The sequence below is a fragment of the Pseudomonas sp. BN415 genome (assembly GCF_029871195.1).
Classification (GTDB): domain Bacteria; phylum Pseudomonadota; class Gammaproteobacteria; order Pseudomonadales; family Pseudomonadaceae; genus Metapseudomonas; species Metapseudomonas resinovorans.
On the sequence record NZ_SSOK01000063.1, the window covers coordinates 152914 to 168091 of the forward strand.

At 62.4% G+C, this 15178-nt stretch carries 17 protein-coding genes; 10 read left to right on the forward strand and 7 right to left on the reverse strand.

Features of this window, described 5'->3' with window-relative positions; all coding sequences use genetic code 11:
* Positions 1-225: 225 nt before the first annotated feature.
* Positions 226-807 carry an MliC family protein gene (locus E8F20_RS21590; RefSeq protein WP_280285573.1) on the forward strand — a complete coding sequence of 194 codons (582 nt, stop codon included), beginning with the start codon at positions 226-228 and terminating at the stop codon, positions 805-807.
* A 22-nt stretch (positions 808-829) separates the two neighbouring features.
* Here E8F20_RS21590 and E8F20_RS21595 read toward each other — a convergent pair whose 3' ends face one another.
* Together E8F20_RS21595 and E8F20_RS21600 are read right to left on the reverse strand one after the other, a co-directional pair.
* Entirely contained in the window at positions 830-1141 is a 312-nt protein-coding gene (locus tag E8F20_RS21595) for a YgaP-like transmembrane domain (protein ID WP_280285574.1), read from the reverse strand.
* A 75-nt stretch (positions 1142-1216) separates the two neighbouring features.
* Positions 1217-1495, reverse strand: coding sequence for a hypothetical protein (locus E8F20_RS21600; RefSeq protein WP_280285575.1), 279 nt, complete (start codon positions 1493-1495; stop codon positions 1217-1219).
* A gap of 314 nt (positions 1496-1809) precedes the next feature.
* Between E8F20_RS21600 and E8F20_RS21605 the strand changes: the two genes are divergently transcribed.
* The 3 genes from E8F20_RS21605 (at position 1810) to E8F20_RS21615 (ending at position 3746) form a co-directional block, all read left to right on the forward strand.
* Positions 1810-2310 (forward strand): hypothetical protein, encoded by a 501-nt coding sequence (locus tag E8F20_RS21605; RefSeq protein WP_280285576.1) that lies wholly within the window; start codon positions 1810-1812, stop codon positions 2308-2310.
* Between the two features lie 198 nt (positions 2311-2508).
* The gene (locus E8F20_RS21610) at positions 2509-3012 is read left to right on the forward strand and encodes an anthrone oxygenase family protein (protein WP_280285577.1); all 504 of its coding nucleotides are present in this window, start codon (positions 2509-2511) and stop codon (positions 3010-3012) included.
* A gap of 215 nt (positions 3013-3227) precedes the next feature.
* A complete protein-coding gene (locus tag E8F20_RS21615) occupies positions 3228-3746 on the forward strand; it encodes a thioredoxin family protein (RefSeq protein WP_280285578.1) in 519 nt (172 codons plus the stop codon).
* 103 nt (positions 3747-3849) lie between these two features.
* Here the strand turns inward: E8F20_RS21615 and E8F20_RS21620 are convergent, their stop codons facing one another.
* Positions 3850-4311: an Ohr family peroxiredoxin gene (locus E8F20_RS21620; RefSeq protein ID WP_280285579.1), complete on the reverse strand. Its 462-nt coding sequence runs from the start codon at positions 4309-4311 to the stop codon at positions 3850-3852.
* A gap of 293 nt (positions 4312-4604) precedes the next feature.
* Between E8F20_RS21620 and E8F20_RS21625 the strand changes: the two genes are divergently transcribed.
* Together E8F20_RS21625 and E8F20_RS21630 are read left to right on the forward strand one after the other, a co-directional pair.
* Entirely contained in the window at positions 4605-5345 is a 741-nt protein-coding gene (locus E8F20_RS21625; RefSeq protein ID WP_280285580.1) for a sulfite exporter TauE/SafE family protein, read from the forward strand.
* 62 nt (positions 5346-5407) lie between these two features.
* Positions 5408-6232, forward strand: coding sequence for a class I SAM-dependent methyltransferase (locus tag E8F20_RS21630; protein WP_280285581.1), 825 nt, complete (start codon positions 5408-5410; stop codon positions 6230-6232).
* Between the two features lie 249 nt (positions 6233-6481).
* Here E8F20_RS21630 and E8F20_RS21635 read toward each other — a convergent pair whose 3' ends face one another.
* Complete coding sequence (locus E8F20_RS21635) at positions 6482-6817, reverse strand: DUF3703 domain-containing protein (RefSeq protein WP_280285582.1); 336 nt, start codon at positions 6815-6817, stop codon at positions 6482-6484.
* 378 nt (positions 6818-7195) lie between these two features.
* Entirely contained in the window at positions 7196-8638 is a 1443-nt protein-coding gene (locus tag E8F20_RS21640; RefSeq protein ID WP_280285583.1) for a SulP family inorganic anion transporter, read from the reverse strand.
* A gap of 212 nt (positions 8639-8850) precedes the next feature.
* Between E8F20_RS21640 and E8F20_RS21645 the strand changes: the two genes are divergently transcribed.
* The 4 genes from E8F20_RS21645 to E8F20_RS21660 all read left to right on the forward strand — a co-directional run bounded on the left by E8F20_RS21645 (position 8851) and on the right by E8F20_RS21660 (position 12525).
* Positions 8851-9306, forward strand: a complete 456-nt coding sequence (locus tag E8F20_RS21645; RefSeq protein ID WP_280285584.1) for a MarR family transcriptional regulator — start codon at positions 8851-8853, stop codon at positions 9304-9306.
* A 556-nt stretch (positions 9307-9862) separates the two neighbouring features.
* A complete protein-coding gene (locus E8F20_RS21650; RefSeq protein ID WP_280285585.1) occupies positions 9863-11707 on the forward strand; it encodes a PAAR domain-containing protein in 1845 nt (614 codons plus the stop codon).
* Positions 11700-12356 carry a DUF2931 family protein gene (locus tag E8F20_RS21655; RefSeq protein WP_280285586.1) on the forward strand — a complete coding sequence of 219 codons (657 nt, stop codon included), beginning with the start codon at positions 11700-11702 and terminating at the stop codon, positions 12354-12356. The genes E8F20_RS21650 and E8F20_RS21655 overlap by 8 nt, the downstream gene beginning before the upstream one ends.
* Before the next feature lie 25 nt (positions 12357-12381).
* Complete coding sequence (locus E8F20_RS21660; RefSeq protein WP_280285587.1) at positions 12382-12525, forward strand: hypothetical protein; 144 nt, start codon at positions 12382-12384, stop codon at positions 12523-12525.
* 125 nt (positions 12526-12650) lie between these two features.
* On the opposite strand, the gene E8F20_RS21665 is transcribed toward E8F20_RS21660, so the two are convergent.
* A complete protein-coding gene (locus E8F20_RS21665; RefSeq protein WP_280285588.1) occupies positions 12651-13394 on the reverse strand; it encodes a DUF3726 domain-containing protein in 744 nt (247 codons plus the stop codon).
* Positions 13394-15094, reverse strand: a complete 1701-nt coding sequence (locus E8F20_RS21670; protein ID WP_280285657.1) for a hypothetical protein — start codon at positions 15092-15094, stop codon at positions 13394-13396. Before E8F20_RS21670 ends, E8F20_RS21665 begins: the two co-directional genes overlap by 1 nt.
* Positions 15095-15178: the final 84 nt, after the last annotated feature.

Here is a 15178-nt window from a genome sequence, read left to right on the forward strand (position 1 = left end):
ATTCCAGCCGATATCAGCAACGATCTGGAAGCACTTAACTCGCCTGACCGTCGGGCCAGGATCGAACGCGCAAAGCCTCTTCCTAATCAGGCAGCCTGATCTGTTCGGAGACGATGACCTGACTCCCCGACGCTTGGAGGATCCGTAATCCCTTTGCCGGGAGGATATTTCGGGCGCTCTGGGCTTTACTTGGCAATCGTCCCCACCACAGGCTTGGAGGCCGAAATGATTCCCGCAAAAGGACTTCTATTGGCGCTCAGCGCCACCAGCCCATTGGCCATGGCCGAATCCGGTCCATCCTTCGACTGCGCCAAGGCCCAGGGCGTCGAGCAGCAGGTTTGCAAGAGCGCCGACCTGAGCCTTCTGGATCGCCAACTTTCGGATGTCTACAAGAAAACCCTGGCCGCGACCGATGCGGCGACCCAGAAGCGGCTGCGCGCAGAACAGCGCGGCTGGCTCAAGGGGCGCGATGAGTGCTGGAAGGCTGACGATCAGAACCAGTGCCTGACCCTGAGCTACCAGACGCGTCTGGTGGAGCTGCAGATCCAGTCCGGCTCAGTGATGGCGCCCAAGGCCGTGGAGTTCATCTGCGGGGATAACAGCAAACCTTTCACCGCTGCGTTCTATAACAACCTTGAGCCCACTGCAGCGGTCTTCAGCTATGGCAACGACCAGACCATCGCCATCAGCCAGCCCGCCGCCAGCGGTGCCCACTACAGCACTGACGGCATGGATTTCTGGGAGCACCAGGGCGAAGCCAAGGTGACCTGGTATGGCACCGGGATGTCCTGCAAGGCGGTGCGCTGATCGCCAGGCGCCCAGCGGTGACTCAGGCCTCCGGCGCCTTGCCGGGGCCTTCTTTTGCCAGCTTGTCCACGGCTCGTTGCAGGCGCTCCAGGTCGGAGCGCAGGTGGCTCAGGGCTTCGCGGCGGTCGTGCAGAACTTCCTTCACATAGCAGTGGCCGGTCAGTCCACGCAGCAGCAAGGCAGCGGCCAGTCCGATATCCCAGATACCCATCACTCCACCGCGCTGGAAGCCGTGCCGGGCCAGTATCAGACCGCCGACGACGGAACCGGCCCGCTCCAGTCCATGCACGTTCTGTTCATACGCGGGGCCGTTGATCTGCCATTGGTTGTCCATGATGCGAATCCTCCCGTGTGCGTTTGAAACCAGACCGGCCAATGGCCTGTTACGTTCAGGTGCCGTGATGGCCGGTCAGTTTCGAGGCTGGTCTTTCCCGGGCTTCTTGTCGGGGCTCATCAGGTACACGGTGAGGATGAAGCGCGCCGGTACCAGGGACAGCAGCCCGAGCATGCCGAATACCGCGATCAGGGTGACGCCACCGGGTGCGGAGGTGACTTCGGTGAACGCTGCCAAGCCGACGGCCAGCAGGAACATCACCACCCCGAACCATTGCAGGCCCTGGGCCCAGCGGAGGATCGGCGATTGGCGGACTTCACGCAGATACCGGTTGGATTCGTTTTCTTCAGCCATGCTCGTGTCCTCGGCAACTCGATTGACGACTGGACGGTAGGAATCCTCGTCTGATCCAGAATGCACGGGGGCGTAGCAAGGCAGGCGGATGGGGGACGAACGGTGTGCTATACCGTTCGCATGCGGCTGTAGCGAGAGCCAATTCCTGCCGGTCTGGCCGTTTGTGCGGTTTCATCTGCTAACTAAGCATCAAGCGCTTTCCAGCAATATCAGGCTCGAATCAGTTGCTCTGGGTAGGGCGTTAATCCAGCTTCACCCAGTAGAGCCGATGAGTCGTGTACGTCACTTAAATCCAATGGTAAGGGAGTACCAAAATGGCCACTGTGGAATTTGATTTCAAATCCCATCACTCATGGACGATGGGGCCCGCCTGCGGAACTGCTTTCACGCCGTCGATAAACCCCGCGCCGGCTACCACCGCCTGCATCTACATCATTCACAACACCGGCGAAAACTCGACATACGTGGGTTATGCCGATAACGCCAACGATAGGTGGAAATCGCGTGCTGAGGTATTCCATATCATGGGAATCCCGAAGAACTACGCGAAGCATATTCTCTGCGCGTATTGCCTTCCCTGTGTGTATGGCGGGCCGTCCATGTATCTGCAAGGGTTCAACAACTGCGAGCATTTGTTGATTCGTGCGGTCGTGAATGGCCTGTTGGGGAAAACTACGAATACCAACACGCAACTTGCAAGCGTGCCTTTCGCAAACCCTACCGCGACGAAAGTCAGGGTACGCCTGCCGACCGATCCGTGGGGCAATCTGGAAAGTGACAAGGAGATTTCCCTGACAGGTGTGTTTGGCTACTAGGGTTGTGCAACAAGTCGTCTGGCGCTGGCATTTTTCGTACAGAGGCCCGGTTTCGCTGCGGAGATTGCGACCGTGCAGCGGCAGGTCGTTATTGACTCAAGGCGAATGCACAAACAAGCATAAATCTGCTTTGCTTCTCCCCTGAACCTCACAAGCACGAGGCCTGGACCCGACTGAAAGGCCCCTGAGAACCCGACCATGCCCTTTATCGATGACCTGGCCTTTGTGCTCGCCTTTCTCGCCGTGATTGCCTGCGGGTTGATGGGCGGGCTGTTCTTCGCTTTCTCCAACTTCGTGATGCAGGCGCTGGCGCGCATTGCGCCGGAAGCCGGCATCGCTGCCATGCAGGCCATCAACGAGACGGTGCTCAACCGAGTCTTCCTCGCCACCTTCCTGGGCACGACTGCGGCCTGCGCACTGCTCACGCTCTACACCTTCGTGCATTGGGAGGTGCCCGGTACCTTTTTCCTGCTCGTCGGCAGCCTGATGTACCTGCTGGGTAATTTCGGCGTCACGCTGGTGTGCAACGTCCCCCGCAACAACGCCCTGGCAAAGCTGAACGCGGGCAGCCCCGATGCCGTCGCTCCGTGGCGCGATTATGTGGAGCACTGGACGCGTTGGAATCATGTTCGAGCCGGTACCGCCCTGGCGGCGTCGGCGTTGCTGATGGTGGGGCTGTTCCTGATGCTGGCGATGGATTAGGCCTTGCCCGAAGTTGTCCCTCGCTTGCTCTGATCCACCGGTTCCGCGGGCAGGCTTCGGCTAGAACCAGAACCTTGGCGGCGATGCCGTGAACGAAGGCCTGCTCCTCTGGATAGGTCGACTGCCCGCGTGGTCAAACGGATCTCGCCCATTTGCCGTGCCCCGGTATTTCTGCTGGGATGCCACCTTTATTTCTGTAGTTGAGGGACACCCCCATGGCCTCCTTTGAGCAACTCTTTGCCATCGGTGAACGCTTTGACGCGTTCGTCGGCCGCGGTCTGCCGGCAGAAATCGCCGCCGTGCAGGCGGTGCAGCGCAAACTGGCCGAACCCGGCGCGCTCAGCGAAATCACTCGGCAGCGCCTGCAGGCCGTGCAGGGTCGCTACCACCTGCTGGTGGTGGGTGAGATGTGGTGCCCGGACTGCCAGATCAACGTCACCGTCATGGACTTCCTGCATCGCCTGCAGCCGCGCGTCGATCTGGCCATCATCTCCAAGGGGCGCGCGGAGGACGATTTGCAGGAGCGCCTTGGACTGGAACGCATTCCGATCCCCCTCGTGGCGGTGCTGGACGAACGCTTCACGCTGGTTGGTCGTTTCATTGAACGGCCGCAGGATGTGATCGCCGGTGGCGATGCCATGAAGCCGGACTATCGGGCTGGGAAGTACCTGGAAAGCACAGTGCTGGATCTACTGGCGATATTCGAGTCGGCTGAGGGGCGTGCGGGCAATTAGCCCAGGGCAACGCCAACCGTGCCACGCGAACTAAAAAACCGCCCCGGCTTTCAGGCCGGGGCGGTTTTTTATGTGGCTCGCGATGCGCTAGGTGAGCGGTGCATCAATCGGCGATCACATTCAGTGCGACGTCGATGTTGCCGTGAGTGGCTTTGGAGTACGGGCAGATCTCGTGGGCTTCCTTAGCGATTGCCTCGGCGACTTCGTGCGGTACGCCCGGGAAACTGACGTTGAATCGCGCCTGAATGAAATAGGCGTTACCGGTCATGCCCAGGTCTACTTCGATCTCGACGGTCAGGTCCTTCGGCAGTACCACTTTCCGCTGCTGGGCCACGAGCCCGATCGCGGCGATGTAGCAGGCCGACCACGCACCAGCGAACAGTTGCTCGGCAGTGGGGTGGGGCAGGGTTGCGTCGAACTGGAGTTCCGAGTTCGCGCTGCCGCCACGGGGGGCCGAGAGTTTGATGTCGAGGCGGCCATGATCATTGCGCGACGCGCCTTCGCGGTGGGCTACGGTGGTATGGGTCTTGCCAGTGAAAATGACTTTATCGATCTTGGTGGTCATGGGGAGTTCCTCATCATTTCGTGTGCTTGGAGCGGGTGCCAGGTGGTGGTTTTACTTTGTGTGTCGCATGCGATGAAAGCGTATGCGATTGAATAATGTTTGCGCACAAGCAAAATGACGTCAATAGGGGGGGAGCTTGCTTCTGGACGAACGGTTGCCCTTGCGTCGCTGCGTCAGTTGGGCCGGGGTGTTCGCTGACCGCCCGTTTCGGGGCACCAGGACGAAGGCGCTCGGCGAAAAGCCCGCCATAATGGCGCCCCGTCCGTTTATCCACCTGAACAGGCTGTCCACCGATGTCATTCGCCGAGCTGTTTCTACTGGGCATTCCCGCCGTCCTGCTGACGGGCATTTCCAAAGGGGGATTCGGCGGCGCTCTGGGGGGCATTGCGGTGCCGCTGCTGGCCCTGATGATGCCGCCCACCCAGGCGGCGGCGATCATGCTGCCGATTCTCTGTATGGCGGATATCACCGGCCTGCGCCGCTTCTACGGCAAATGGGACCTGCGCAACCTGACGATCATGCTCCCTGGCGCATTGCTCGGTGTGTTGGTGGGCACCCTGAGCTTCGGTCTGCTCAGCGAGCGACTCATCGGCCTGATGATCGGCGGCATCGCCATCGTCTTCTTCCTGCTCAACGTGCTAAACGCCGCCGCGGCCCAGGCGCCCAGTACACCGAAGGTGGCCAAGGGCACATTACTGTCGGGCATCGCGGGCTTCACCAGTTTCGTCGCCCATGCGGGTGGGCCGCCGATCATGATGTATCTGCTGCCGCAGCAGATGGACAAGGTGCGCTACGTCGCCACGGTGAATTGCTTCTTCCTGCTGACCAATGCCATCAAGCTGGTGCCCTATGCGCTGCTTGGGCAGTTCACCACCACCAGCCTGACCGCAAGTCTGGCCCTGGCGCCCATCGTGGTGGTCGGGGTGTGGCTGGGCATCTGGCTGCAGGGGCGGGTGAATCACACCTGGTTCTATCGCATTGCCTGGGCCGGGCTACTGCTGACAGGCATCCAGCTGTTCGTGCAGAACTGGTAGACGGTTGCACGGTGCAGGGGTAGCGTTCCGCTCTTTTCCAGGGAAGAACGGAGTCTTGCCTCATGAGTGATTACCTCGAACTGAACAAGGTCAACTGGGATGAGCGTGCACCCTTGCATGCCGCGTCCCGTGACTACGCCGCCGAGACGTTTGCCAGCGATCCGGGTTACCTGTCGGATGTGGTGCGCTTCGACCGGCCGCGACTGGGCGATATCGCCGGCCAGAACGGCGTGCATCTGCAGTGCCATATAGGCACCGACACGCTGTCCCTTGCCCGCTTGGGCGCACGGATGAGCGGCCTCGATTTCTCCCCGGCCTCCCTTGAGCAGGCGCGCTTGCTGGCGCGTCGCTGCGAGAAGGAAATCGGCTTCGTCGAATCCGACGTCTACGCTGCCGACCAGGTGCTGCCGGCGGGTACGTTCGATCTCGTCTACACCGGCATCGGTGCGATCAACTGGCTGCCACGCATCGACGACTGGGCGCGTGTGGTGTCTGCCTTGCTCAAACCGGGCGGTCGGTTGTTCATGCGTGAGGGGCACCCGATGCTCTGTGCGGTAAATGAGGCGCGGGAAGACGGGCTGGTCATCGAGTACCCCTATTTCGAACGGGCCGAGCCCATGGAATGGGACGACGACAGCACCTACGTGCAAACCGACGCCAGACTGACCGCCACCCGGTCCTATGAATGGAACCATGGTCTGGGCGAGGTGGTTACAGCGCTGCTGCGGCATGACCTGCAGCTCACCGCCCTGGAAGAGCACGACAGCATTCCCTGGGAAGCACTGCCCGGCCGAATGGTGCTGGACGAGGCGGGCGAGTGGCGGCTGGATCGGGACCGCTGGCGGTTGCCACTGAGCTACACCCTGCAAGCGGTGAAGCGAGGGTAGGGCAGGCCTGCCCTTGAATTCGCCCCCACAAGAAAATCAGGCAAAAAAAGGCCGCCACGGTGCGGTCAACTTACGGGGGGAGGTGGCGACCGTGGCGACTTCAATTGTCCTCTGCAAGGGGACAGTTTTACGGTAGTCGATGTCAGGAAAACGTGCGTCGGTATTCCGTCGGCGTCCTGCGGTAGATGTACCGCCACTCATCAGGCTCTCAGTCGGCGCGGAACATCGCACCCCAAGCCCCGAGCCGGTTCAGCCCAGGAGTTGGCGCAGTTCCTCGGACATCGGCATCGGTTTGAGGGCGCTGACTCTGGCCCGGCCGGTGTTACCCAGGGGTACCCAGATTCGCGAGAAGAGCAGGGCGGCGGGCATGCGAAGGGCTTGGCCGGTCACCTCGCGATAATCACCCTGTTGCCAGCCTGCCTTCAGCATCAGCCAGTGGCTGCGCGTATGCAGCAGCGGCAGGCGTTGGCTGAGGATGTGGGCGCGCTCCAGCCAGGGGTAGGCGCGTTGCGGATCCCGGGTGGCGAGGGCGTCGCGGGCCTGCTGGAAGGCCTGCTCGATGGCGATGTGAAGTTCGGTTTTCATGGGGTGTTCCTGCAAGGGGAAGTGACAGCAGTGAACACCCTGTAGTTACTTCAGGGTCAAGGGGTATTCAGCGGGACGGGAGGACGGCGTGAGCTGCGCTCCGTGGTGGGATGCAATCGTAGGATGGGTGGAGGCCACGATACCCATCAATTCGCAGCCGATATCGGGGTACGGCCTGGTTCAATTCGCGGTCGTTCGTTCCTCACCCCCGTCGCGCATGACTCACCGACAGCCTCTCACACCGATGCCCGTCCAGTTCGTTGCAGTACACGACGGAGCCCCCGTGCTCAGTATCCACGTGGTGATCCGCCGGCCCGTGACCGCGCGAGAATCCCCTCGAACGCCCCCTGTCCTGCCAGCCCTTCGGACGAGGGGCGGTTAGTGCTGCTCCCCGGCACGCTTGAGCAGCTTCTTGCAGCGCTCGGACAGGTGTACGACGCGCAGGTGCTTGCCGGCCTTGGCATAGCGTTCGCGCAGGGTCTTCAGTGCGGCGATGGCCGAGTAGTCGACGAAGCTGAGATGGCGGCAGTCCAGGGTCACCTGGTGCGGGTCGCCGGCGGGGTCGAACTGGTTGAGGAAGGGGGTGGTGGACGCGAAGAACAGCGTGCCGTGCAGCCGGTAGAGCTTACTGCCGTCGGCTTCGTCGTGGCTGTCGGCATAGAGTTCACGGGCGTGGTGCCAGGCGAAGTTCAAGGCGGCAATGACGATGCCGCACAGAACGGCGGTGGCCAGGTCGGTGAAGACGGTAATGACGGTCACCGCGCCGATCACCAGCACATCGTTCAGCGGCACCTTGCCCGCCACCCGTAGCGAGCCCCAGGCGAAGGTCTGCTGGGCCACCACGAACATCACGCCCACCAGCGCTGCCAGCGGAATGTGCTCGATCAGCGGCGAGAGGAACAGCACGAACAGCAGAATCATCACCCCGGCGACCACCCCCGAGAGCCGGCCGCGGCCGCCGGAACTGAGGTTGATCACCGTCTGGCCGATCATGGCGCAACCACCCATGCCACCGAAGGCGCCGGAGACGATGTTGGCCGCACCCAGGGCCACGCACTCGCGGTCCGGGTAGCCGCGGCTCTCGGTGATCTCGTCGGTGAGGTTCAGGGTCAGCAGGGTTTCCAGCAGGCCCACCAGCGCCATCAGCACGGCGTAAGGCGCAATGATCTTGAGGGTTTCCAGGTCCCAGGGCACCTGCGGCAGGGCCAGCGTGGGCAGGCCGCCAGCAATGTGCGCCATGTCGCCGAGGGTGCGGGTCGGCAGGCCGAGCAGGTAGACCAGAAGGCCGACGCTAAGGATCGCCACCAGCGCGGGTGGCACGGCGCGGGTCAGGCGCGGCAGCAGGTAGACGATGGACATGGTCAGTGCCACCAGCCCCAGCATCAGGTACAGCGGGATGCCGCCCAGCCAGTCTTCACCCGTCTTGAAATGCTCCAGTTGGGCCAGCGCGATGATGATCGCCAGGCCATTCACGAAACCGAGCATCACCGGGTAGGGCACCATGCGTACCAGCTTGCCGAGGCGCAATACCCCGAACGCGATCATGATCACCCCGCCCAGCAAAACGGTGGCCAACAGGTACTGCACGCCGTGTTCCACCACCAGCGAGACGATCACCACCGCCATCGAGCCCGCCGCGCCGGAGACCATTGCGGGTCGACCGCCGAACAGCGCAGTCAGGGTGCAAATGATAAAGGCGCCATACAGGCCCATCAGCGGGTTGAGGTGGGCGACCAGGGCGAAGGCGATGCATTCGGGAACGAGGGCGAACGACGTCGTGAGTCCGGCCAGGACATCGGCGCGCAGACGGGCTGGTTTCATGGTGTACCTGAGCTGTGGACCGGCGGGTGCGGTCGCGAGGGATGACAAAAATAGGGGGGCGAATGTTACGGAAACAGGGACCATCCGACCAGCGATCAGGCACTCGGGGCGTTCTCTCAGTGTGGTATTGAGTGTGTGCTGTTCCGATATTATCGTATGCGATTTATGGCCGGCTCCTTTGGGGCAATGGCCATCGTCCCAGGGAGAAGCCTATGAAACCCAGCAGCAAGGCGGCATCCGCAAAGCCCGCACCACTCTCCGACTTCCTGTGCTTTGCGGTCTATTCCGCAAACCTTGCTTTCGGAAAGGCTTACAAACCCGTTCTCGAGCAGCTTGGGCTCACCTATACGCAGTTCATCACCATCGTAGCGCTGTGGGAGCAAGACAATCAGACCGTTGGCGGACTGGGCGAAAAGCTGTTTCTCGAATCGAACACGCTCACGCCCATCCTGAAGAAGCTGGAGGCGATGGGGCTCGTTCAGCGGCAGCGAGATCCTGAGGACGAACGTCAAGTGCGACTCAGTTTGACGAGCCAGGGTCGAGCACTGCGTGAGAAAGGCCTGGAAGGGAGCCTCAGCCAGGCGACCGGCCTGGAGCCGGAAGCGTTCGAGCAGATCCAGAAGGCGATCGTGGCGCTGCGCGACAATCTCATCAAAAGCGTCAAGTAAGCCCGTGCCGGCGCGCGGGACTGCTCAGCGACGCAGTCGGATACCCCCGTGGCACGTTGCTTGACGTCCATAGCCGGTCTTCGGCCCGCAATAAATCGGAAGCCCTGCTGCCAGCGTCTTGTCGCGTAGCTCAGCGGCACGTGCCGGCGGTACAGGGTGCGGGTGGATACGCCATATAGCTCCGCGATCGTGGCCACCTGGGCAGCCCGCTCCGGGCTTATCTTCGGCAAACGGTCGAGCCGTTGCCGCAATTGCATCAACGCGTCGTAAGGGATGGCGCAATGCCGGCCCGCTGGGCATTGCGTTTGCCTCGGTCAAATAGTTGTAAAGCGTCGAACGATCGATGCCCATCCGGCGAAGGATTGTGATCCACCGCGCTGATGATTCTGACCCTGCGCCTGATCTTTCGGACTTTTCCTATTTACTCGCAACGCGCCATCCGAAGAGCCTTGGACAGGCGCCTTGCTCAACACTCGACTGCGGGTGAGCCGGTGCCTCCATCAACAACGGAAAGGGTGCTCTGCCTGCGTGGAGCGCCTTGTAGAGAGGGAATGCAGTGGCTATCGGATATTTCATTCGCCTAGGCGACAAAACCACCTGCGGTGGAACGGTGTTGGAAGGGCATCCGACCTTTTCTATGCACAGCATTCCCGTAGCACGAGAGGGCGACGTTGTAACGTGCGGCAAGGACGGTAAGGTCTACTCAATTGCGGGCGGCATCCATCACTTCATGGCGGGCGTCCGTATCGCTGGCACCTTGGACAGCTTCAGCACCTGCCTATGCCGGGCTCGGCTGATCCACTCCCTGCCAAGCGCCACCTACCGCTCGGATCGAAGCGTCTCCCCGGCAACGGGCAGCCCCTCCCCGGTCATTGCCGCCATGCCGCTCGCTGCTGCTCCGTTGCAGGCCGCTCCCAAACCGACCACGAACAGCCCGCTGGAAGAGGAGGAAGAAGAGGAGGAGCTGGAGGACGCTGGCATCGTGCTGCGCCTGGGGCTGTTCTTCGACGGCACCGGTAACAACCAGGCCAACAGTGCCACCACGGAGGGCTGTTATGCGGTCAGCCTGGGCATGTCGCAGGAGGCCGGTGAGGATATTCGGCAATACTGCGCCACCTACGGCTTTGACGGCGAAGGCAACACGCCGGACAACAGCTACGGCAACGAGGCCAGCAACGTGGCGCGCCTCCATGAGCTCTATCCAGACGATGCGTTCTTGCAACTGCCGTCAGGCGCGGAAGAGGCTTATCTCAAGGTTTACCTCGAAGGCATCGGCACCCGCAGTGGCCTGGGGGACTCGATCTACAGTCAGGGCAGTGGCAAGGGAGAGACCGGCGTGGTGGCGCGGGTCGAGCAGATGCCGGCCCTGGCTCTAAAGCAGTTGGATCGTTTCAGAGCCACGAATCCCCAAGCCAAGATTCGTCGGATCGAGATTGACCTGTTCGGTTTCAGTCGTGGCGCTGCTGCTGCGCGACATTGTGCCAACGACCTGCTCAAGGGGGCGAACAGTTTGCTGGCCCGCTCGCTACCGGCAGGGTCGTCCTTGTTGGCAGCTGGTTTCACTTGGCGCCATCGCAGTGATTTCGTCCTCAACTTCATTGGGCTGTTCGACACCGTGGCCGGCATTGTCTCGCTCCTTGATGGCGACTTCAGCGCGCACGATGCCAACAACCCTGGACTTGAACTGCGACTGGCACCGGGCATGGCGCGCCAGATATTGCACTTGGTGGCCCGCGATGAGTATCGCCACAACTTCTCGCTGAGTCAGGCCGTGCAGGACATTGTGCTGCCTGGCAGCCATTCGGACATCGGTGGCGGCTACCTGCCCTTGGCCCGGGAGAAGCTGCTGTTGAGCAAGCCAGACAGCAGCTTTGAACTTGATCAGCTCGCCAACGAGCGCAGTAGTGCCTTTTCGCGCACCAAGTTGCGCTTCTATCAGGAGGCGCCCCACTGGCTGGCCTATGTGCCGCCCGAGGGGTTGGATATCGTCACCTGGTCGGTGCCCACCCGACGCCGTGCACGCGATACCCAGGCGGAAAAGCGCGTGTATGCCGCCATCGCCAGTGAGCGTGACGTGCGCGGCGAACTGTCGCTGGTGTACCTACGCATCATGCGGGAGTTGGCAGTGCGTGCCGGAGTAGCATTTAGAGCGGTACCCAGTACTCAGGCCTTTGCCTTGCCCGCCGAGCTGCAGCCCATCGCCGCAAAACTCCAGGCTTTTGCCCTGTGCGAGGCGTTCATGCCGCTGACCGCCGAGGAAGAAGCACTGCTGCGCCGCCGCTACATCCACCTCTCGGCAAACTGGAATGCCGCCAAGGGCTGGAACAACAGCGTGCTGGATGCGGTATTCATCAACCGACCGGCGGAAGGCCGGCGACGCCAGGAGCATCCTAATGAATAAGCTCAAGGCGATGCTGTCATTGGGGCTGCTGCTCTGGTTAGCCGGCTGTGCCAATGGCGCCCACCGGCTGCCCTACGACTCCTGGCGGCTGGGTTTTGGCGCTCCAAGTTACATGGAGGTGTGGATCGAGACCGCCGATGTCGTGGACGTGCAGGAGCGCGTGTTTCGTCGCGCCATGAGTGGGCTACCTGCGATTAATACGCCCAAGAATCTCAAAGGCGATCCTCGGGGCTGGCCAGAGAGGCCTGGAGCCGGCGCTGGTAAGCAGGTACTGGGGGCGGACCTGCCACGCTTGCTCTACGTGCGCTGGCAGTCGCTGGCCGAACCGCAAACTTACGAGGTTTACATCGTGATTCCCGAGGCCACCCGGCTGGCGATGGTGAAGCCTGAGAGAGGCTATTGTGCGGCCAGAGGTCAGTGGCGCGAGGATTATCGCGACATGCTGTCGATCGGCCTGGCGCCGGGTGGTATTGCCAGGGTCTGGCTTATGGGGGCCTGCCTGTCTGCTATCGACGTCGCACGGGTGCAGGGCACGGTGGTGAAGGAGGGCCCGGACGGAGGCCAAAGTGGCGGCCAATATGCCTTGCCATTGGAGCCGGAGTCCAAAGCCTATATCGAGAAGTTCGGGATTCCCTATGGCTCGTGGTAGAGCCTGCTCAAGACAAGGACGAGTCATGAAACAGTTGATTGTCTGGATCACACTCTTATTGATTTCGGGTAGCGCCAATGCTGCTCGCAGCGAGCAAGTTTCGAAATTAGTGGGGTTCTACTCGCTGCGTGGGTTGATTTCGATTGCAATCCGTCACAAATACCGCTGACTAGGCTCGGCACTCGGCACTCGGCACTCGGCACTCGGCACTCGGCACTCGGCACTCGGCAGTTGCCAGCACGACCCGGATCACCACGCGTGCCATGGGTGTCCGGGCCGGTTTTCCTTTTGTGCTCAGCGTCCGCCGGCACCGCTGCGCGAGCGCTCGGAGTTCTCCACCAGTACGGCCTCGGCCAAACGGTTGAGGCGTTGCCACAGGGCGGGGGAAACCTCCATGCCGTTTTCCAGGGCCTGCTCACCGGCCAGGGCGAAGTCTGCCGGGGAGACGCATCGGTCGTACCGGGCAGGGGCGGGCTCGGTCAGGCGCTGCGGATCGCCCGGAATACCAAGCGTCAGGCTCAGTGACTGCCGTTGCGCCAGGGCCGCGTCAGCCGCGAGTTCGTAAGTCTGGTAGGTCGGGTTTGCATCGCCGGCGCCGATCCGCGCCACATGCCGTTGAACCGGCCCGTGGCCGTTATCCCAGGAGGCCTGGGCCCACAGGCCCTGGCGCGCGCACGCTGTCAGCAGGCCGAGGACGAACTTGCGGTTGTGGCAGTGAAGGAGGTCGACGCGCACCAGTCCCTGCTCCAGGGCCTGGACGCTGGCCAGTTCCAGTAGCGCCGGCAAGCAGTTGAGGGCGCTGCGGCCATGACACTCGACGGTGAGCGTGGCCGGTCCTTCGGCGATGAGTTCGGCCATTGGACGTTCGCGGTCGGCTACCAGGTCCAGCGCCCGCTCCAGTTCGCCCAGGCCATCTTCGCCGTGCAGGTGCAGCCAGCCCACCAGGGCCGCGGCGTCTTCGTAGGTACCCAGGGCATAGCCCATGCCCTCGAACACGCGCTTGAGCAGGGCCTTGAGTTCATTGGCGGAAATCAGCATCAAGCGTTCTCCTGGGTAGGGGCGAGCGGCAGGAACCAGTCATCGTCGAAGGGCTGGCCGATGTCCTCCAGCAGGGGAGCGCCCTGGAACATGGTGTTGCGCACCCACAGGCGCGAACGCGGGTCGAACTTGCTCACCCCGAAGAACGACAGCTTGCAGCGCAGCAGGTGCATGGGCAGCACGTCACGGTCCAGCAGGTTGGCGCGGATCTCGCCGTAGTGGGTGCGGGCCATGGTCTGGATACGGCGGACGATGCCGCGTTGCTCCGGATGACGGAGCAGGAAATGGGCGACCTTGTGGGCGGGGTTTTGCGCCAGGTACTCAGCGAGTTGCTGGTGGCATTGCTGCACCAGGTAGCCGATGCCGAGGGGCATCTGCTTGTCCCGACCGTCATCGAGGCTGCAACTGCCGAGTCGCGGCTCCTGCTTTTCTTCGGAGCGGTACCAGAAGGTTTCCTGGGCACCCTCCGCGCTGAAGTCGATTGCCAGAGCCCAGTCGTAACTCGTCTCGATCAGTTCCTTCAGCCGGCTGGCGGACATTTCCGGGTTCAGTTCCAGTTGTTCGGGCAAGGCGAGACGGTCTTCCAGTTCGTCTACCAGCTCCGGGTGCAGTTCCAGGAGGATGCAGTTGATCAGCTCCTGCCCCTGCAGGCTGGCGCGCTTGTGGGCCCAGCCCTGCAGGGACTGCCAGGCCTGCAACGGTTGCAGGTCGAGCCCGGCGCGCAGGGCAAGCAGGTCGGCCAGGACGCGCTGGTTGTGGCCGGTCTGCCATTCGTCTTCGGTAAAGGTTTGCTCGAGGTGGCGGATGGCACGCTCAAGCAGTTGCGGCAGGCGGGCCAGCTGCGCGGCCGTTGGGGCGCCGGCGAGGATGCGCGCCAGCGCCAGTTCGCGCATTTCGATCCAGCGGCTGATCAGTTGCGGGTGGTTGATCAGGTAAGGCGCCATGCCAAGGCCGGTGGAATTGCCGATGCCGAAGTAGCGCTTGAGGGCCGGGGCGAAGGGCACGGCGGTTTCCGGTGAGCGGCGCCGGGCAATGTGTTCGGCCTGTTGCAGACTGAAGTTGCGCAGCATGAAACAAGTGAACATTTCGGCGGCAAACGGACGGGCGAAGTCCGGGTGCTTGCGGCTGACTTTCTCCCAGTCGGCCATACCCAGCTTGCCGCTGCCGTAGACGGCGGTGGTGCGGTAGAGGTAGCCAACCCGGGCGATCTGCGCCACATCGGGCTGGCACCCCTGGCTCAGGGCTTCCACCACGCTGTCAAAGTTGCGCACGCTGCGGTTGGCGCGGGACAGCACCATCACCTTGGCGTCGAGCCGGCCCGCTTCCTGCAGCGGCACGTTCTGGCGCAGGTAGTCGACATAGGCCTCGTCCACCTCGCCTTCGCAGAGCGCCATGGTCAGGTCCCACTCGCTGGCGATGACCCGGTCGTTGCGCTTTTCCGGCGCCAGGTACTGGGAGAACAACACGAAGCTGAACAAGTCGTTGCGGGTACGGATGCGGTAGATGACTGTGCCGTAGCCGTCGGCATCCAGTTCGAAGCGCGGCGCCTCGATCTTCCACTGTTCGCGCATGATCCGGCGGACCAGGCTGCGCATGAAGCTCAGGCGGCTCTGGTGCAGGCTGCCGAGCCGCTCAAGGTCCATGACCAGGTGGGCAGGTCGCATGTACGGAGTCGCGGCCTCGGGCAGGCTGGATTCCATGATCGAAGGGGTGCTCATTCTGGGGCCCTCAACTGGCGTTCACCGGGCACCGTTGCCTGCTGGCTTTCGGGTGGCGGCTTGTTA